Source organism: Mesorhizobium sp. J18 (genome assembly GCF_007829525.1).
Taxonomy (GTDB): Bacteria; Pseudomonadota; Alphaproteobacteria; order Rhizobiales; family Rhizobiaceae; genus VLJP01.
Map to the genome: position 1 here is coordinate 216,302 of NZ_VLJP01000001.1, position 18,495 is coordinate 234,796.

General features: G+C 62.1%; 16 protein-coding genes. 4 read left to right on the plus strand and 12 right to left on the minus strand.

Going from position 1 to position 18,495, the window contains the following annotated elements:
* Window positions 1–8 precede the first annotated feature (8 nt).
* From L598_RS01005 to ehuB, 9 genes are all read right to left on the minus strand, one after another.
* The gene (locus L598_RS01005; RefSeq protein ID WP_144859158.1) at window positions 9–1,223 is read right to left on the minus strand and encodes a Xaa-Pro peptidase family protein; all 1,215 of its coding nucleotides are present in this window, start codon (window positions 1,221–1,223) and stop codon (window positions 9–11) included.
* Between the two features lie 18 nt (window positions 1,224–1,241).
* Complete coding sequence (locus tag L598_RS01010; RefSeq protein ID WP_144859160.1) at window positions 1,242–2,726, minus strand: NAD-dependent succinate-semialdehyde dehydrogenase; 1,485 nt, start codon at window positions 2,724–2,726, stop codon at window positions 1,242–1,244.
* Window positions 2,727–2,896: 170 nt separating this feature from the next.
* Window positions 2,897–3,394 carry an Lrp/AsnC family transcriptional regulator gene (locus L598_RS01015; RefSeq protein ID WP_186444894.1) on the minus strand — a complete coding sequence of 166 codons (498 nt, stop codon included), beginning with the start codon at window positions 3,392–3,394 and terminating at the stop codon, window positions 2,897–2,899.
* 6 nt (window positions 3,395–3,400) lie between these two features.
* The gene (locus L598_RS01020) at window positions 3,401–4,393 is read right to left on the minus strand and encodes a cyclodeaminase (RefSeq protein WP_144859162.1); all 993 of its coding nucleotides are present in this window, start codon (window positions 4,391–4,393) and stop codon (window positions 3,401–3,403) included.
* Window positions 4,383–5,390 carry a hydroxyectoine utilization dehydratase EutB gene (gene eutB, locus L598_RS01025; RefSeq protein WP_144859163.1) on the minus strand — a complete coding sequence of 336 codons (1,008 nt, stop codon included), beginning with the start codon at window positions 5,388–5,390 and terminating at the stop codon, window positions 4,383–4,385. The genes L598_RS01020 and eutB overlap by 11 nt, the downstream gene beginning before the upstream one ends.
* Window positions 5,387–6,208, minus strand: a complete 822-nt coding sequence (gene ehuA, locus L598_RS01030) for an ectoine/hydroxyectoine ABC transporter ATP-binding protein EhuA (protein WP_144859165.1) — start codon at window positions 6,206–6,208, stop codon at window positions 5,387–5,389. The genes eutB and ehuA overlap by 4 nt, the downstream gene beginning before the upstream one ends.
* Window positions 6,208–6,876 (minus strand): ectoine/hydroxyectoine ABC transporter permease subunit EhuD, encoded by a 669-nt coding sequence (gene ehuD, locus L598_RS01035; RefSeq protein WP_144859167.1) that lies wholly within the window; start codon window positions 6,874–6,876, stop codon window positions 6,208–6,210. Before ehuD ends, ehuA begins: the two co-directional genes overlap by 1 nt.
* A gap of 3 nt (window positions 6,877–6,879) precedes the next feature.
* Complete coding sequence (gene ehuC, locus L598_RS01040) at window positions 6,880–7,545, minus strand: ectoine/hydroxyectoine ABC transporter permease subunit EhuC (protein WP_144859169.1); 666 nt, start codon at window positions 7,543–7,545, stop codon at window positions 6,880–6,882.
* A gap of 101 nt (window positions 7,546–7,646) precedes the next feature.
* Window positions 7,647–8,501: an ectoine/hydroxyectoine ABC transporter substrate-binding protein EhuB gene (ehuB, locus tag L598_RS01045; protein WP_144859171.1), complete on the minus strand. Its 855-nt coding sequence runs from the start codon at window positions 8,499–8,501 to the stop codon at window positions 7,647–7,649.
* A 209-nt stretch (window positions 8,502–8,710) separates the two neighbouring features.
* Between ehuB and doeA the strand changes: the two genes are divergently transcribed.
* The 4 genes from doeA (at window position 8,711) to L598_RS01065 (ending at window position 14,457) form a co-directional block, all read left to right on the plus strand.
* Complete coding sequence (doeA, locus tag L598_RS01050) at window positions 8,711–9,895, plus strand: ectoine hydrolase DoeA (RefSeq protein WP_144859173.1); 1,185 nt, start codon at window positions 8,711–8,713, stop codon at window positions 9,893–9,895.
* 6 nt (window positions 9,896–9,901) lie between these two features.
* Window positions 9,902–11,074 (plus strand): acetylornithine deacetylase, encoded by a 1,173-nt coding sequence (argE, locus tag L598_RS01055; RefSeq protein WP_144859175.1) that lies wholly within the window; start codon window positions 9,902–9,904, stop codon window positions 11,072–11,074.
* A 4-nt stretch (window positions 11,075–11,078) separates the two neighbouring features.
* On the plus strand, window positions 11,079–11,816 hold the full coding sequence (locus L598_RS01060; RefSeq protein WP_144859177.1) for a GntR family transcriptional regulator: 738 nt from the start codon (window positions 11,079–11,081) through the stop codon (window positions 11,814–11,816).
* A gap of 139 nt (window positions 11,817–11,955) precedes the next feature.
* Window positions 11,956–14,457, plus strand: coding sequence for a heavy metal translocating P-type ATPase (locus tag L598_RS01065; RefSeq protein ID WP_144859179.1), 2,502 nt, complete (start codon window positions 11,956–11,958; stop codon window positions 14,455–14,457).
* 171 nt (window positions 14,458–14,628) lie between these two features.
* On the opposite strand, the gene lpdA is transcribed toward L598_RS01065, so the two are convergent.
* From lpdA to L598_RS01080, 3 genes are all read right to left on the minus strand, one after another.
* Complete coding sequence (gene lpdA, locus L598_RS01070) at window positions 14,629–16,017, minus strand: dihydrolipoyl dehydrogenase (protein WP_144859181.1); 1,389 nt, start codon at window positions 16,015–16,017, stop codon at window positions 14,629–14,631.
* Between the two features lie 104 nt (window positions 16,018–16,121).
* Window positions 16,122–17,480: a dihydrolipoamide acetyltransferase family protein gene (locus L598_RS01075; protein ID WP_144859183.1), complete on the minus strand. Its 1,359-nt coding sequence runs from the start codon at window positions 17,478–17,480 to the stop codon at window positions 16,122–16,124.
* Between the two features lies 1 nt (window position 17,481).
* Complete coding sequence (locus L598_RS01080) at window positions 17,482–18,495, minus strand: alpha-ketoacid dehydrogenase subunit beta (RefSeq protein ID WP_144859185.1); 1,014 nt, start codon at window positions 18,493–18,495, stop codon at window positions 17,482–17,484.

Genomic DNA, 18,495 nt, shown 5'->3' on the forward strand with positions numbered 1-18,495 from the left:
TCTTCTCCTTATTTGATGGTGGGACCGACAGGGGTCCGGGAAAGTACTTCCGCGCCGCTGGCTGTCAGCAGCACGGGATTGGATACGAAATAGTCGCCTTTGCCGGTGCCCATCAGCCAGGAAAGGATATGGAAGCTCATGCCCTCGCGGATCTCCATATCCGAATCGTGGCGCAGGCCGGTGACGCGGTTGCCGCCCGTCCAGGAGGGGGGAAAGCCGATGCCGACGCAATAGCCGCAGTGATGCCGGCGATAATGCGAGAGGCCGGCATCGTCCACCTCCTGCTGCCAGGCGGCGTAAACGTCGCGGGCGCTGGCGCCGGGCTTCAAGGCGCCGAGTACGGCCTTGAAAGCGGCGATAGCCGTTTCGGCCATCTGTTCGTCCCCCTCGCGGATGCTCGCCACATGAACGAGACGGCCGAGCGGAGCGTGATAACGGCTGACGCAGCCCGAAAGCTCCAGGAAGACCGGTTCATGCGCCTGATAAGTGCCATTGCCCCAGGTCGCGTGCTCTTCGCCGAGCCTCGCGCCGGGACGGATGAAGGGGCCGAAGCCAGGGGCGTCACCGCCGGCGCGGATCATGGCGGCGTGGCATTCCGCGACCACATCCCGCTCGGCCGCGCCGTCGTGGATCGCCGCGATCGCCGCTTCGGCTGCCGCATCAGAAACCGCGGCCGCCCTGCGCATCAGCTCCTGTTCGGCAGGTGATTTCACGAGCCGCAGATCGTCCACAAGTCCGGTGACATCCACCCACTGCACATCGCCAAGGCTTTCGCGCAGCGCATGGCCGAAGCCGTAGGAATGACCGGAGGACCAGGTTTCGACGCCGATCGTCGGCGCATGACCGGTGCGTTCGCCGACTTCCTCAACCACGGTCTTGAGAACCTGACGGGAACGCTCCTTGGCCGCGAAGGAATCCCGCAGCACGCGCACGGCGAGATCGGCCGCCGTCTCGCTGTCGGTGTGCCCCTGGAAAAGTGCGTTGCGCACCTGTTTTTCGATCGAGACGCGTTCCATCTGGCGTGTGACCAGCACCATCTCGCCTTCCGCCGGAACGATCAGCAGATGCGGTGCGAAATAGCCCCAGTGGTCGAGACCGGTCAGATAGAAGATGTTTTCCGGCGTCGAAAGCAGAACCAACTCGATGCCGCGCGCCTGCATGATCCTGCGCAAGGCAGTGAGCCGGCCGTGCAGTTCCTCATCGGAGAATGGGTTGTCGAACATCAATGCACCTTCGCGGGATCAGCGGATGTCCCGGCAGACATACTTCACGTTGGTGTAGTCCTCCATACCCATGCAGGAGCCTTCGCGGCCCAGACCGGCCTGCTTGATGCCGCCGAAGGGAATGGGAGCGCCGGTGATCTTGGTGCGGTTGACCGCCACCATGCCGAATTCCAGACGGCGCGAGAAGCGTGCGATGCGTCCGGGATCACGCGTATGCAGATAAGCGACGAGCCCGGTTTCCGTGTCGTTGGCGCGGGCCAAAACCTCTTCTTCGCTGTCGAATGGCGCAAAACCGGCTACAGGCCCAAAGGTCTCTTCTCGGAAGAGGAGGGCGGTTTCGGCGACATCGGCCAACACTGTCGGCCGATAGAAAAGCGGGCCTGCCGAGTGAAACCCGCCGCCCGTGACAAGTCTGGCACCTTTTTCGAGAGCATCCATCACATGGCCCTGCTGCTTGGCGACGGCGCTTTCGTTCATCAGAGGGCCGATATCCGGATCGGTCGAGCCCGGCCCAACGCGCATGACTTCTACCCTGGCCGCGAATGCTTCGACGAAGCGTTCGTAGATACGTCTTTCGATATAGAAGCGATTGGCGGCCAGGCAGTCCTGGCCGGAGGTCGCGAATTTCGCCGCTACGGCCATATCGACGGCATGGCCGAAATCACAATCGGCAAAGGCGATAAAGGGCGCATGCCCACCGAGTTCCATAACCAGTTTTTTCACGGTGGGTGCACTCTGCTGGTAAAGTAGGCGCCCGATCTCCGTCGAGCCGGTGAAGGAGACAACCCGCACTTTCCGCGATGCCGTCATGGCCCCCACGACCTCGGGGGCATGGCCGGTCAGCACGTTGAAGACGCCAGCGGGAAAGCCCGCACGTTCTGCGAGTTCGGCCAGCGCAAGTGCCGAGAACGGCGTCTCGGAGGAGGGGTGGGCGACAACCGTGCAGCCGGCGGCGAGTGCCGCGGCTGCCTTGCGGGTGAGCATGGCGGACGGGAAGTTCCACGGCGTGATGAGGGCAGCGACGCCGGCGGGCTCACGAGAGATGAGCATCTCGGCATCCGGCAGATGCGAGGTCACGCTCTCGACGTTCAGCCGTTTAGCCTCTTCTGCATAGAATTCGACGAAGGAGGCGGCATAGTCGATTTCGCCACGCGCCTCCGAGATCGGCTTGCCCTGTTCCTGAACCATCAACTGCGCCAGATCCTCGCGCGCGTCCATTATGAGGCTGTGCCAGGCCTTCAGGATATCCGATCGCTCTTGCGGAAGGCGTGCCGCCCAGGCAGGAAAGGCCGCATGGGCGGCGTCGATTGCCTCTTCGACCTGCGCGGCCTGAAGCGCCGGTACGCAGCCGACCCGGCTGCCGTCGGCGGGATTGGTCACATCGACGCTGTCACCGTTGCTTGCGGCGATCCAATGGCCGGCGGAATAGGAATATTCGCGGAAGAGCCGCGGGTCCTTGAGATGAGAAAGCGAGGCTTTCTGCAGCATTGCGACGGCGGACATGAGGACCTCCATTGCACAATCCGAACATGGCGGCGGTTACGAGTGCGAACACGGAGACGTGTTGCTCGATTCGTCTGTGATGTTTGATCATGCGCTCTCGAACGAAGAAGTTTCTTCGGTAAGGAGCAGTCCGCGCCAACGGTTCTTCTGAAGATTTGCCCTCGGGCCGATCAGTCCTTCGGGTCGCCTTCACCGGAAAGCAGGAGGCTCAAAGGCAGGTGCTTCGACTGTTTGACGGGCTTGGTCACCACATAGGTGAAATAGCGGGCCAGGCCGACCTTGGAGTCCAGCAGATGATCGATCAGCCGCTGGTATGAATCGATGTCCCTCGTGATGATCTGGAGAATGTAGTCGAAACCCCCGCCAACGGCCCAGCAGCCGACAATCTCCTCGTATTTTTCGATCGCGCGCTCGAAAGTCTGAAAGTTTTCCGTACGGTGGCCTTCCAGCTCCGCCGCCATGAAGACCACGATATGCGGCGCGATCTTCCTCAGCGCCACCTCGGCATGATAGCCGGTTATGATACCAGCCTTCTCCAGCCGCTTGAGCCGTTCCCAGCAGGGGGCCGCCGTGAGGTTCACGCGCTCGGCAAGCGCTGCCTTGGAGATGCGGCCCTCCTGCCGCAGAATGGCGAGTATCTTCAGGTCACGGTCGTCGAGCCGGATCATTTCGCGCTAGGTCGAAATTATCGACCCGGCGCCGGCGGCCCGAGCCCTCTTCAACGCGAAGGTGGCGATGGCTGTGTCTTGCGCGCCGGTGCCGGTCAGGTCGCAGATGGTGATCTGCCGCTCATTCTCCCGGCCCGGTTTGGTCTTGGCGATGATTTCACCAAGCTCGGGCGGAGTTCCACCTTTCCATAGTCCTGCTTCGATTGCCGCGCGCAATTCGCCCAGCTTCTCGCATTGGCTGACCCGGTCGGCGACATAGAGCCCTGCCTTGACGATCGCCTGCGGGTCGATCTCGTTCTTGCCGGACTGATCGGAGCCCATGGCCGTGATATGGAGGCCGGAATGCAGCCATTCGGCCTTGACAATAGGCTCTTCCGCTGGCGTCGTCGTGACAACCAACTGGCTTTCGGCGACCAGCCTGGCCGGATCGGCTTCCGCCCGTGCCTCGATGCCGAGCAGGTCGGCCAGTTCCCCGGCGCAGCGCTCGGCCTTGGCGCCATCGCGGCCCCAGACCAGTGCGCGCTCGAAGGGGCGGACCAGATGAGCGGCCTGCATCTGCAGCCGCGCCTGCACGCCGGTGCCTATAACCCCGGCGGTCTTGACGTTTACCGGCGCCAGATGACGAGCGGCGACGGCACCCGCCGCCGCCGTGCGGATATCGGTGAGATAGCCGTTGTCGAGCAACAGGGCTTCGACCAGCCCCGTTTTGGCGGAAAACAGGATCATGAGACCATTGAGGCTAGGCAGACCGAGCTTCGGGTTGTCGAAGAAACCGGGACTAACCTTGATGGCAAAACCATCGAAACCGGGGATGAAGGCGGTCTTCACATCCACCTCGCCATTGGCCTCGGGAATGGCCATGGACAGGATCGGCGGCATGATCACCTTGCCGGAGGCGAGCGCAGTGAAGGCATTCTCGACCACGCCGACCGCTTCGAGATTGAGGTGAACGGCACGGCGCAGGTCGGCCTCGGTGAGGATGGTTATGTCATGCGCCATAAGGCATTCCCTTGATCGTGATGTCTCCCAGCCGGACATCTCGGCCGCTGATAATGTCAGTAAAGACGCCCATATCTAGATTGCGGCCGGTGACAATGCTGGCAATCGGCCCCGGCACCTTGCCGAGTTTGCCGGCCAACAACGCTGCCGCGCCGACCGCGCTTGCGCCCTCGCAGACGATCCTGTCCTCGAAATAGTGGACCTGCATGGCGCGGTAAATCTCCTCCTCGGTTACGAGCACGATATCGTCGAGATAGTCACGGCAAAGCGCGAAGGAATGCTGGTTGTGGAGACCGATCCCGCCGCCGAGCGAATCCGCAAGACTTTCGACCTCCCGGACCTCCACCGGCCTGCCGGCCCGGATGGATTCGTACATGGCCGCGCCGCGATCCATGGTGATGCCGACGACGCGGATATCCGGCTTGATGCGCTTGGTGGCGAATGCAATGCCGCCGGCCAGCCCGCCGCCGGAAAGCGGGATAAGGACGGTGCCGAGATCAGGCCGCTGTTCGAGAAGTTCCAGCCCGATCGTACCCTGGCCGGCAATCACAAGGGGATCGTCAAAGGGTGAAATCTCGGCAAAGCCTTCTTCCTTCGCAAGCCGGCGGCTTTCGGCCTGGGCTTCATCCTGGCTTTCCCCGACGATACGGACTTCTGCGCCGAGCGCACGAATACCGTCGACCTTGGCCTGTGGCACGAGCCGCGACATGCATACGACGGCCTGCAGACCGCGCGCTCTCGCTGCATAGGCGATGCCGCGGCCATGATTTCCGGTCGAGCAGCAGGTGACCCCTTTCACGTCCCGTCCAAGAGCGAAAACGGCGTTTGCAGCCCCGCGCAGCTTGAAGGCTCCGATCGGCTGTACAATCTCAAGCTTGAGCAGGAATTCCGTCTCTGCTGTCTTTTCGAGGAAAGGGGAGGGAACCAGCGGCGTTTTGGCCGCAACACCGGAAATCCTTCGGCGGGCGGCCAGAATGTCGGCGAGCGATAGGCTCAAGTCGCCTCCTTCACCGCACTCAGGAATTGTTGTGTGCGCTCCTTCTGCGGATTGCCAAACAGCTCATCAGGCGTGCCCTGTTCCTCGATGCGGCCGCCGTAAAAGAAGCAGACGCGGTCGGAGATGTCCTTGGCGAAGCCCATCTGATGGGTGACCATGAGCATGGTCAGATTGTGCTCGGTCACGAGCCGTCTGATGACATTGGTCACTTCGCCGATCACCTCGGGGTCGAGCGCCGACGTGACCTCGTCGAACAGCATCACCTTGGGCCGCATGGCCAGCGCGCGGGCGATGGCAACCCGCTGCTGCTGGCCGCCGGACAGGCGGGAGGGATGCTGGTTGCGCTTGTCGGCCATGCCGACCATCTCGAGCAGCTCCTCCGAACGTTCGCGCGCCTCCTTCTTCGAAAGGCCCAGCACGTGAACCGGACCTTCCATGCAGTTTTCCAGCGCCGTCATGTGCGGGAAAAGATTGAAGTGCTGGAAGCACATGCCGATATTGGAGCGCATCTGTCGCAGATGACGGTTGCTGGCAGGCACCAGACGATCACCCTGAGGCATGTGGGTGAGCGGTTTACCATCGACATAGATTACGCCGTCATTGATTGTTTCCAGTGTCATCAGCATCCTGAGCACGGTGGTTTTGCCCGAGCCCGAGGGGCCGATGATGGTGACCATTTCGCCCTCGGCAACGTCGAGATCGAGCGAATCTAGCACGACCAGATCGCCGTAGCGCTTGGTGACCTTCCTGAAGCTCACCATCGGCATGTTGTCGCCTTCGAGAGCGAGGGGGAAATCCGAGAGGGATTCGTTCGTCATCAGCTCATTCCCAGTTTCCTGCGCACCCAGGCCTCGAAGATGCGAATGCCGGCGGCCGTGGGCAGCGAGATGGCCAGAAAGATGATTCCGACCAGCGTGTAGGGCTCGAGATAGCGATAAGTCTCGGAGCCGATGGCTGTGGCGGTGTGCATCAATTCGGCCACGCCGATAACCGACAGCATGGGTGTGTCCTTGAAGATGCCGACCAGATAATTGCCCATGCCGGCCAGTGAGGGCGGCAGGGCCTGCGGAATGATGACCCGGAAGTAGGTCCGTGCCGTCGAGAGGTTCAGCGAGGTCGCCGCTTCCCACTGACCTTTGGGCACGCTTTCCAGACCGCCGCGATAGACCTCCGACAGATAAGAGGCGTAGTGCAGGCCGATGGCGATCATGCCAGCCGTCCATGGCGACAGCCTGAGGCCGAATTGCGGCCCGACATAGAATACGAAGAAAATCTGGAGAACCAGCGGCGTCGAGCGTATGAATTCGACCGTCTCGCGAACTGCCAGAGTCAACGCGCGGTAGGGCGTGCGCTGGGCGAGCGCGAAGACAAGTCCCAGCACGACGGCGAGGGCATAACCGAACCCCGCCGCCATGAGCGTGTTGCCCGTGGCCGCGACGAGACGAGGCAGGATCTCCCAGGTGAAGTCCCAGCGCCAGTCGAACATGGCTCAGGCCCTTCCCAGCTTGCGGGTCATGAAACGCTCCAGCCAACGCATGAAGGGCGTAATCATGAAACGGGCAAGGATGTAATACACAATCAGCGCGGTCCCGAAGGTCTGGGCCGACAAGAAGGTGCTGCCGTTGATCTGCTTGGCCTGGAACATGAGGTCGGCGACGGCGATCAGCGCGACCAGGGCAGTCCCCTTCAGCAGCTCGATCATGAGATTGCCCCAAGGCGGCAGCATGATGAGAAGCGCTTGCGGCAGGATCACGCGCAGCATGCGCTTGGCCGGAGACATGTTGAGCGCCAGTGCCGCCTCCCATTGGCCTCTTGGGACGGACAGGATCGCGCCGCGCACCAGTTCGGCCCCGTAAGCGCCAAGATTCATTCCGACGGCGACGAAGCCGGCGGTGAACTTCTCAAGCGTGATGCCAAAGAGCGGCAGCACAAAGAAGATCCAGTAGAGCTGGACGAGCAGAGACGTCCCGCGGAAGATTTCGATATAAACGGTTGCGATGCCGCGTATCAGAGCATTAGGCGCCAGTCGCATCAGACCCATGGCCAGCGCGATCGCGATCGCCAGCAGTGCCGAAAGCACCGTCAGCAGCATGGTGATCAGCGTGCCGCTGGCGAGCCGGTCGCCATACTGGCTGAGGAATTCGAAATAGGACATGCCGCTTCCCCTCAAGGCGACGAAAGGCGGAAGTCACGCATCCCGGCGGGATGCTCGCGTTAGGCGGCGGACCGGGCAAGCCAGTCCGCCATGCCGTCAGGCTAGCGGTTGGCGCAGACCCATTCGGTGGTCTTGTCACCAGGCAACGAGCCTTCGTCGTAGCCATATTCGGCGACTGCGGCGAGCATCTCTTCGGAGCCGACATAATCTTTCAATGCGGCATTGAACTTGTCGAGGAAGTCTTGGTCATTCTTGCGGAAACCGATGCCGGCCCAATTGAACGATTCCTCGGGCATGGCGCCAGGATCGGTCACTTCGACAGCTCCGTCCGAGCTGTCGGCAAGCTGCTTCATGGTGAAATAGGTGCCCGCTCCGGCATCGGCCCGGCCTGCCCTGACTGCGGCGAGAATCTCGGTCGGACCAGGGACCTGCATGATGCTGTCCTCGGCCAGCCCGGCGGCCTTCGCTGCCTCGATGTTCGAATAGCCTGCGCCGGTCACCATGATCGCCTCATTGTCGACAAGGCTCTTGTAGTCGCCGATCCCCTTGGGATTTCCGGGCGCCACGATGAAAGCGTCACCGACCGTGGCAATCGGTTCGGAAAAGGCGATATTCTCGCAGCGGCTCGCCAGGATGTTCATGCCGCCCGTGATGATGTCGAAGCGGTTCGCATTCAAGCCGGGAATAAGGCCGCCCCACTCCGTCTGCACCGGCTCGATGTTTTCGTAACCCATGCTCTTCAGGATGCCTATGGTGATGACGTTGACAAAGCCCTTGGGGCTGCCGTCATCGCCAGGATATGCGAACGGTATCTCGTTGGCGAAACCGATACGGATCGGCTCACCGCCTTCAACCTTCTCCAGCAGCGATTGTGCGCTGGCCGAGCCCATCATCGAGCCCGCAGCAAGCGCCGCGATGCCGAGCGCGGCCATGCCCTTTAGGAAGACTCTTCTCATCGTAATTCCCCTGTTTCTGTTGAATGATTTTCGATGCTGGATAGAAGTGATGTACACAACATCACGCACCCGGAAGCTGTCAACGAATTTTTCCGCAAGGGAAAGCAACGTTCCCATTCCAGTCCGCGAAATTTTCAAATAGATGTATACATGCCGGAAGACCCGGCGGCTCTACAGGCGCCCGCGAGGCGCCTTTCTTCGGAGGGTATATGCCAGGCTCACAGCTGCCTTTCAGCGCGCAGGAATATGCTGCACGCCTCACCAGGGTTCGTCAGTCGATGGAAGACAAGGGGATCGACGTTCTCTTCGTCGAGGACCCTTCCAATATGGCCTGGCTGACGGGCTATGATGGCTGGTCGTTCTACGTCCATCAGGGCGTCATCGTCTTTCCCGATGAGGATCCGATCTGGTGGGGCCGTTCGCAGGATGCCAACGGCGCCATCCGTACATGCTGGATGGATGACGATCGCGCCGTTTCCTATGCCGATCATTTCGTGCAATCGCCCGATTGCCACCCGATGGAGGACCTTGCCGCGTTCCTTGCCAGCAAGGGCTATGGGAACAAGCGTATCGGTCTCGAACTCGACAATTATTACTTCTCGGCCAAGGCGTTTCTCACGCTCCAGAAGGAATTGCCCAATGCGACCCTGGTGGATGCTACCGCGTTGGTCAATTGGCAGCGGGGCGTGAAGTCCGATGAGGAGATCGCATTCATGCGGCGCGCGGCGCGCATCTCCGACAAGATCATCGACGGCATTCTTCAGCGCGTTGAGCCGGGCGTCAGGAAGAACGAGCTGGTCGCCGAGATCTACGCCGACGCGGTGCGCGGAGTCGACGACAATTGGGGTGACTATCCGGCTATCGTCCCGCTTCTGCCGAGCGGATCGGACGCGGCGGCGCCGCATCTGACGTGGAACTGGACGACCTTCGAGAAGGGCGAAGCAACCTTCTTTGAAATCTCCGGCTGCTATCGGCGTTATCACGCACCGCTCTGCCGGACGGTCTTCCTCGGCAAGCCGCCGCAATATTTGCTCGATGCCGAACAAGCCTTGATCGCCGGCCTCGAAGCCGGCCTCGAGGCCGCCCGACCGGGAAATCGCGCCGGCGACGTGTCACGGGCGCTGCATGCGGAGCTGAAGAAGTGGGGCATCGAGCGCTCGGCGCGTTGCGGCTATCCGATCGGACTTTCCTATCCACCCGACTGGGGTGAGCGCACGATCTCCTTCCGCGACAATGACGACACCATCCTGCAGGCGGGCATGACATTCCACTTCATGCCGGGTTTGTGGATGAAGGACTGGGGCATGGAAATCACCGAAAGCATCCTGATCCGCGAGGACGGGCCTGCCGAATGCCTGTGCAGCCAGCCGCGCAAGATGTTCGTGAAGGATTGATTGAAAGTGCCGGGTACATCCGAACTTCTTGGGCGGACTCGGGAAATCCTTGCCGATCTCGTCGCCTTTCCGACCGTTTCGACCCAAAGCAATCTCGAGCTGATCGCTTATGCGGGCGACATATTGAGCGGAGCAGGAGCCCAGCTTTCGATGTCGCTCGATCCATCCGACAGCAAGGCCAACCTCTTCGCCACGCTCGGCGGGGAGGGCGATGGCGGCATAGTGCTTTCCGGGCATAGCGACGTCGTGCCAGTCGAGGGGCAGGATTGGTCGAGCGATCCCTTCGTGCTCGACGAGCGGGACGGCCGGCTCTATGGCCGTGGCACCTGCGACATGAAGGGCTTCATTGCCTGCACCCTGGCGATGGCACCGTATTTTGCCGAGGCGAAGCTCAGCCGGCCGGTGCATTTTGCCTTTACCTATGACGAGGAGATCGGCTGCTTCGGCGCGCGTGCCCTTATGGGCGAGATCGCCAATGCAGGCGTTCGCCCCTCCGTTGCCATCATCGGCGAGCCGACCTCGATGCGCATCATCGAGGCGCACAAGGGCTGTTACGAATACACTGCGGAATTCCGTGGGCTCGAAGGGCACGGCTCGGTGCCCGATCGCGGTGTCAATGCAGTGGAGTATGCGGTGCGCTACGTCTCGCGGCTGATGGCCCTGGCAGAAGATCTGAAGGCCCGGGCTCCGGCCAATAGCCGTTTCCAGCCGCCCTGGTCGACGCTGCAGATAGGCCGCATAGCTGGCGGCGTTGCCCATAATGTAATTGCCGGCCAATGCACCGTGGACTGGGAGATGCGACCGGTGCAGGCGAGCGATGCGGACTATGTGAAATCCGATATCTTCGCCTATGTCGAGAACGAGTTGAAGCCGGCGATGAAGGCTGTCCATGCCGATGCCGACATCGTCACTCATGTGATCGGCGAGGTGGTCGGGCTGGAGCCAGTCACGGAATCGGAAGCACGCCGCATCGTGTCGGAACTCACTGGATCTGATGACGCGGAAGCCGTTGCCTTCGGCACGGAGGCGGGACTCTTCCAGCAGGCCGGTATTTCCTCTGTAGTCTGCGGTCCGGGCTCGATCGATCAGGCCCACAAGGCTGATGAATTCGTGTCGATCGACCAATTGCGTTCCTGTCTCGAAATGCTTGAGCGACTGCGGGCAAAGCTGGCCTGCTGATATCATGGCGAGCGAAGCAGGCGGAAAAAGCACACGCGGACCGGCCGGAAGGCAGGAGGATTCGCGCCAGCGCTTCGACCGCATCTATGGCGCGCTGCGCATGCGTATCTGTCTGCTTGACTATCCGCCCGGCATGCGGCTGCGCGAGGAGGATCTGGCGGAGGAGTTCGAAACCAGCCGCACGCCCATCCGCCGTGTGCTTGCGCGGCTGGAGGATGAAGGCTTGCTGCGCTCCGTCCATGGCGTCGGCACCATCGTCACCGATATCGATATCGACGAGTTGAAGCAGGTCTACCAGCTTCGCGTGGAGCTTGCCGAACTTATCGGCAAGCTCTGTCCGCTACCGCCGGACGCGGAGAAGCTCGCTGCGTTCCGGTCGATACTGGCGCGCTGCGACAAGCTCGTCGCTCAGCCGGACGCAAAAGAATTCGCCCGCATCAATATGGAATTCTTCCATCTCCTTTCGTCTCTCTCCGGCAACGAACCGCTGCGCGACATCAGCGAACGGCTCTACTACCAGACGACGCGCATCTGGCTGAAGACGGCCTCGCGTCTCAGCCAATACAAGGAGATGCTGCATGAGGAGATTGTGATCTTCCACCGCGAAGTGGCGGATATCGTTGCTGCGGTCGAACTTGGCGACCTCGAATCCGTCGGCCATATTCGCCGCTCGCACATTGCCATGAGCTTTGCGCGCCTGCTTGCGCAGGCGCATTCCGGGGATCCATCGCGAGGCTCTTGAAGCGGCAACACAAGTCAGGCTCGGGAGCGCCATTTCCACATTGGATGGCACAAATGAAGTTTTCTCCGGCGCTTGACCTTCCAGTGACTGGAAGCCCTATCTGCGGCAAAACGAGCAATCTGCAGACCGGAGTCGATCGATGGAAAAGGCTCGCCAAGAACATGGGCATGACCAAAATTGCTGCCGCCACGAGCATGGCGGCACCGCCGATCCTGTGATTCGGGATCCGGTATGCGGCATGACCGTTGACCCTGAAGCTGGCAAGCCTACCGTTGAGCATGATGGCCACACCTACCATTTTTGCAGCGAATCCTGCCGCGGCAAATTCATGAAGGAGCCGGAAAAGTATTTGACGGCCACCGATCCTGTCTGCGGCATGAGCGTGGATCGCGTGACGGCAAAACACTTCACCCGCCATGAAGGGCAAGGCTTCTATTTCTGTTCAGCCGGTTGCCGACAGAAGTTCGAGGCAAATCCGAAAAAATATCTGGCCGGACAGCCTGCGCCTGAGCCCATGCCAAAGGGCACCCAATATACCTGCCCGATGCATCCGGAGATCATCCGTGACAGGCCCGGTTCCTGCCCGATCTGCGGCATGGCGCTGGAGCCGATGGGCGTGCCGACGGGCGAGGAGGGGCCTAACCCTGAACTCATCGACTTCACCAGGCGGCTATGGGTCAGTGCGTTTCTGGCGGCCCCGCTTTTCGTCATTGCCATGGCGCCCATGATCGGCCTGCCGTTTCGCGACTGGATCGGCGAAGGGCTGGCCGTATGGGTTGAGCTCGCGCTTGCCACGCCGGTCGTCCTGTGGGCTGCGCTTCCCTTTTTCCATCGCGGCTATGAATCCATCGTAAATCGCAGCCCCAATATGTGGACGCTGATCTCGCTCGGCGTTGGCGCGGCCTATCTTTACAGTGTGGTTGCGACATTCTTTCCGTATATCTTTCCGCATTCGTTCCGGGGACATGGCAGCGCGGTGCCGGTCTATTTCGAGGCCGCAGCGGTCATCGTCGCGCTCGTCTTTCTCGGGCAGGTGCTGGAATTGCGCGCCCGCGAGCGTACGGGGTCTGCTATCCGCGCGCTGCTCGACCTGGCGCCGAAGATCGCGCGGCGCATAGCCGAGGACGGCACGGAATGCGATGTTCCGCTGGAAGAAGTGAAAGCCGGCGACCATCTGCGCGTACGTCCCGGCGATGCGGTGCCGGTGGACGGCGTGGTGGTGGAAGGCCGCTCCTCGGTAGACGAATCCATGATCACCGGCGAGCCGGTTCCTGTAGAAAAGACTAAGGGCGATGCGCTCACAGGCGGCACGCTCAACAAGAATGGCTCGCTGGTCATGCGCGCCGAGAAGGTCGGCGCCGAGACGGTGCTGTCGCAGATCGTGGAAATGGTCGCCAAGGCCCAGCGCTCGCGTGCGCCGATCCAGGGATTGGCAGACCGCGTCTCTTTCTATTTCGTGCCAACCGTCGTGCTGGTCGCGATCGTCGCCTTCGTCGTCTGGGTGCTCTTTGGGCCGTCTCCGAGCATGACCTTCGCCATCGTGTCGGCCGTCTCGGTGCTGATCATCGCATGTCCCTGTGCGCTGGGACTGGCGACGCCCATGTCCATCATGACGGCGACCGGCCGCGGTGCGCAGGCGGGCGTGCTGATCAAGGATGCAGAGGCGCTGGAGCGCTTCGCCAAGGTGGATACTCTCATTGTCGACAAGACCGGTACGCTGACCGAAGGCCGTCCGAAGCTGATGGATGTCATCGTCAAGGGCGACATTTCCGAAAACGAGCTGCTTTCGCTGGCGGCCAGCCTTGAGCAGGGTTCGGAGCATCCGCTGGCCGAAGCGATCGTGGAAGGTGCGCGAGAGCGTGGTGTCAAGGTGGAGAAATCCGAGGATTTCGACGCCGTTACCGGCAAGGGCGTGACAGGCAAAGTGTTCGGCCGCGACGTCGCGCTCGGCAATGCCGCCATGATGGAGGAACTCGGGCTCGATCTCGGGCAGTTGAACAGCGATGCAGACCGGGTGCGCGAGGAGGGCAAGACCGCGATGTTCGTCGCCGTGGACGGCAGGCTTGCCGGCATAGTCGCCGTTGCCGATCCGATTAAACAGACAAGTGCTCAGGCGATCCGTTCATTGCGCGAATCCGGCCTCAAGATCATCATGGCAACCGGCGACAGCGAGCGCACCGCGAGGGCAGTCGCCGCCAAGCTCGGCATTGATGAAGTGCGCGCCGACGTGCTGCCGGAGGATAAAAAGAACCTTGTCGACGCGTTGCGGGCGAAGGGCGCGAAGATCGCCATGGCGGGCGATGGCGTCAACGATGCGCCGGCTCTTGCCGCCGCCGATGTCGGCATTGCCATGGGCACAGGCGCCGACGTTGCCGTCGAAAGCGCCGGCATCACCCTGGTCAAGGGCGATCTGACGGGGATCGTGCGGGCGCGGGTGTTGGCGCAGGCTACCATCCGGAACATCAAGCAGAACCTGTTCTTCGCCTTCGTCTACAATGCGCTTGGCGTACCGGTGGCCGCAGGCGTGCTCTATCCGGTCTTAGGGATGCTGCTTTCGCCGATGCTTGCAGCGGCGGCGATGAGCCTGTCTTCCGTTTCGGTTATCGGCAACGCGCTGAGGCTGCGGACGCTGAAATTGTGAGGCGAGGGCGGCTTTTGCTGCCCTCGGAACGGCCCCAAAATGTGCGCTATGCCGGAAGCCGGGCGCCACAAGGTGGCGGACGGCTATCCAGTATTCCGTGACCGAGGTGAATATTCGCTGATCCCGGCTCTATGCGGCGGTGCCGCCTGGCGGGGATGACGGGCAGTGGCCTCAGATATGGATCGCGTGGCCGAGCGCCTTCAGCGCGGCTTCCTGGATGGCCTCGCCCTGCGTCGGATGGGCATGGATTGTGCCGGCGATGTCCTCCAGCCGCGCGCCCATCTCCAGGGTCAGCGAGAAGGCCGAGGCCATTTCGGAAATGCCTTGGCCGACTGCCTGAATGCCGAGCACGAGATTGTTGTCGGCACGTGCGACAACCCGCACGAAACCGTCCTCGCCGGCAATGGTCATGGCACGGCCGTTCGCCTTGAAGGGGAAGATGCCTATGCGCAACTCACGGCCCGTCTTCTTCGCCTCTTCCGGCGACAGGCCGACGGTGACAATCTCGGGATCGGTGAAGCAGATGGCCGGGATCGCCATTTTGTCGAAGACACGATCGTGGCCGGCGACGATCTCGGCGACCATTTCGCCTTGCGCCATGGCGCGATGGGCAAGCATCGGCTCGCCGGTCACGTCTCCGATGGCATAGACGCCTCGCATTGAGGTGCGGCACTTCTCATCTATGCGGATGAAGCGGCCGTCCATATCGAGATCGATTTCGTCAAGGCCCCAGCCGGAGGTCAAAGGACGGCGGCCGACGGTCAACAGCACTTTTTCCGCATTTAGCTGCTGTTCGGCGCCGTTGGCTTCCACGAGCACCGTTCCGCTCTTCAGACCCTTGACCTTCGTCTCCGTCATTACCGTGACGCCAAGCGCTTCCAGCCGCGCGGCGACGGGTTTCGTCAGCTCGGCGTCATATTGCGGCAAGATGCGCGGCGCGACATCGACCACCGTCACCTGTGAGCCGAGCTTGGCGAAGGCGGTGCCGAGCTCGAGCCCGATATAGCCGCCGCCGACGATTGCGAGCGTTTCCGGCACTTTGGTCAGCGACAGAGCTTCGGTTGAGGAAATGACATCGCCGCCGAAAGGCAGGTCGGGCAGTTCGACCGGTACCGAACCCGTGGCAATGACGACATTTTCGGCACGGATGACCTGCGGGCCGGTTTCCGTGTCGACTTCGACCGTCCTGCCGTCGCGAAAGCGGGCTGTGCCCTGAACGGATTTCACCTGCGCCTTTTTCAACAAGCCCGAGACACCGAGATTGAGCCGTCCAACGATCTGGTTCTTCCAGGCGACGGTTTTGGCAAGGTCGATTTCCGGCTTTGAGACGGAAATGCCTACGGGCGAGTGGCCGGCTGCCATTTCCGCCGCCATGGCGAATTCGTCGGCGGCATGGATCAGCGCCTTGGAGGGTATGCAGCCGATATTCAGGCAGGTGCCGCCCGGCTTGTTAGCCTCCACGATCACCGTGTCGATGCCGAGTTGGCCGGCGCGGATGGCGCAGACATAGCCGCCGGGACCAGCACCGATGACGAGCAGCTTGCAGGAGATTTCTTTCATTCTATTCAGTACTCCCGATGCATCCTGCCCTTCGCTATGGCTCCGGGCGTTCGTCGTTTAAGAAGCCAAATCGCTGGCTTCTTATCCGCTTCGCAAACCACTCCTCACCCCTCCATAAAGATTGTCGCCGGCGTCTCGATCAGCGCCTTGATGCGCTGGACGAAGACGGCAGCATCCCAGCCGTCGATCACGCGGTGATCGAAGCTGGAGGAAAGGTTCATCATCTTGCGCGGGACGAAAGTGCCGCCGTCCCAGACGGGCCGCGTCATGATCTTGTTGACGCCTACGATCGCCACTTCCGGATAATTGATGATCGGTGTCGTCACCACGCCACCCAGTGCGCCCAGCGAGGTGATTGTGATGGTCGAGCCGGTGAGTTCGTCGCGCGAGGCGGTGCCGGCGCGCGCGGCTTCGGCCAATCTGTTCACCTCGGCGGCGCAATCCCAGAGATCGCGTGCCTCGGCATGCCGCACGACCGGCACGACGAGGCCGGAGGCGGTCTGCGCGGCCATGCCGACATGGACGCCGCCATGCTGGCGGATGATGCCGGCTTCGTCATCGAAATGGGCGTTGAGGTGCGGCTGGTCGGCGATGGCGCGCACGAGAGCCAGCATCAGGAACGGCAGCATGGTCAGCCGCGGCTGATCGGCGCGCTTGCCGGTATTGAGCTTGGCGCGCAATTCTTCCAGCGCCGTGACATCTACCTCCTCGACATAGGTGATGTGCGGGATGCGGTTGGCCGTGGTCATACGCTCGGAGATCCGGCGACGCAGTCCAACGACGCGGATCTCCTGCACGGAGGTATCCGCCACCCGGCCCTTTCCTGCGGCCGGGCGGTCGCCCTCTCTCAGGAAAGCGTCAATATCCTCATGGGTGATGCGCCCGGCCGGACCGGATCCCGGCACCCGACGAAGGTCGATTCCGGCTTCCCGCGCCCGTAGCCGGACGGCGGGCGAAGCCAGCGGCTTCTCGCCTTCCGGACGTGGTACGCCGCTTGAAAAGCGGCGGGCCGGGGCGGTGCCCGGCGTCGGTCTGGCGGCCGGAACGGCCGGTGCGGAACTGGTAGGAGCTTGCCGGTTCGGCTCCTGGCGTGCCGGTTCCTCCTTCTGAGGCTTCCCGGCAGCCTCGCCTTCGGCGGCAGCTTCGGCTTTCCCTGCGGCCTCATCGCTTTCCGCTTTCCTAGGCTCTGGAGTGACGGCGGAGCCTGTCACATTGCCTTCGCCCTGGACATCGACCTTCACGATAGTCGTGCCGACGGCAACGGTTTCGCCCACTTCGGCGCCGAGCCATGCAATGGTGCCTTCGACGGGCGAGGGGATTTCCACGGTGGCCTTGTCCGTCATGACGGCGGCGAGCACATCATCCTCGCGCACCACATCGCCTACCTTGACGTTCCATTCTACAAGCTCGGCCTCGGCGACACCTTCGCCGACATCGGGCAGCTTGATCGCATATTCGCCCATGTCAGGCCTCCATCACTTCGCGGATCGCCCGGCCGACGCGGCCAGGCCCTGGGAAATAGTCCCATTCCTGCGCGTGAGGATATGGTGTGTCCCATCCCGTCACACGTGCGATCGGGGCTTCCAGATGATAGAAGCAATGCTCCTGCACCAGCGCCGCAAGCTCGGCGCCGAAGCCGCTCGTAAGGGTCGCTTCGTGCACGATGACGCAGCGGCCGGTCTTGTTCACCGATGCCGTGATTGTCTCTAGGTCATAGGGGATGAGGGTTCTCAGATCGATCACCTCGGCTTCCACGCCGACCTCGTCCGCAGCAGCTTCGGCAACATGCACCATGGTTCCATAGGCAAGCACGGTGACGTCGCTGCCCTCGCGGCGGACGGCGGCCTTGCCAAGCGGCACCGTATAATGTCCGGCCGGTACTTCTCCCAGCGGATGCTTGGACCATGCGGTGACTGGCCGTTCGTGATGGCCGTCGAACGGGCCGTTATAGAGTCGCTTGGGCTCGAGAAAGATCACCGGGTCAGGGTCTTCGATGGAGGCGATCAGCAACCCTTTCGCATCGACCGGATTGGACGGAACCACCGTTTTCAGCCCGGAAACATGGGTGAACAGGGCTTCTGGGCTCTGGCTGTGCGTCTGCCCGCCGAAAATGCCGCCGCCCGTCGGCATGCGGATGACGATCGGGCAGGTGAAGCCACCATTGGAACGGTAGCGCAGGCGCGCCGCCTCGGAGACGATCTGGTCATAGGCGGGATAGACATAGTCGGCGAACTGCACCTCGACGCAGGGGCGCAGGCCATAGGCGGCCATGCCGATCGCGGTGCCGACGATGCCGAGCTCGCTGATCGGCGTGTCGAAGGCACGTTCCTTGCCGTATTTCTGCTGCAGGCCCTGCGTGCAGCGGAAGACGCCGCCGAAATAGCCGACATCCTCGCCGAAGATAACGACATTGTCGTCGCGGCCCATGGAGACGTCGAGCGCGTCGCGAATGGCCTCGATCATGCTCATGCGCGGCAT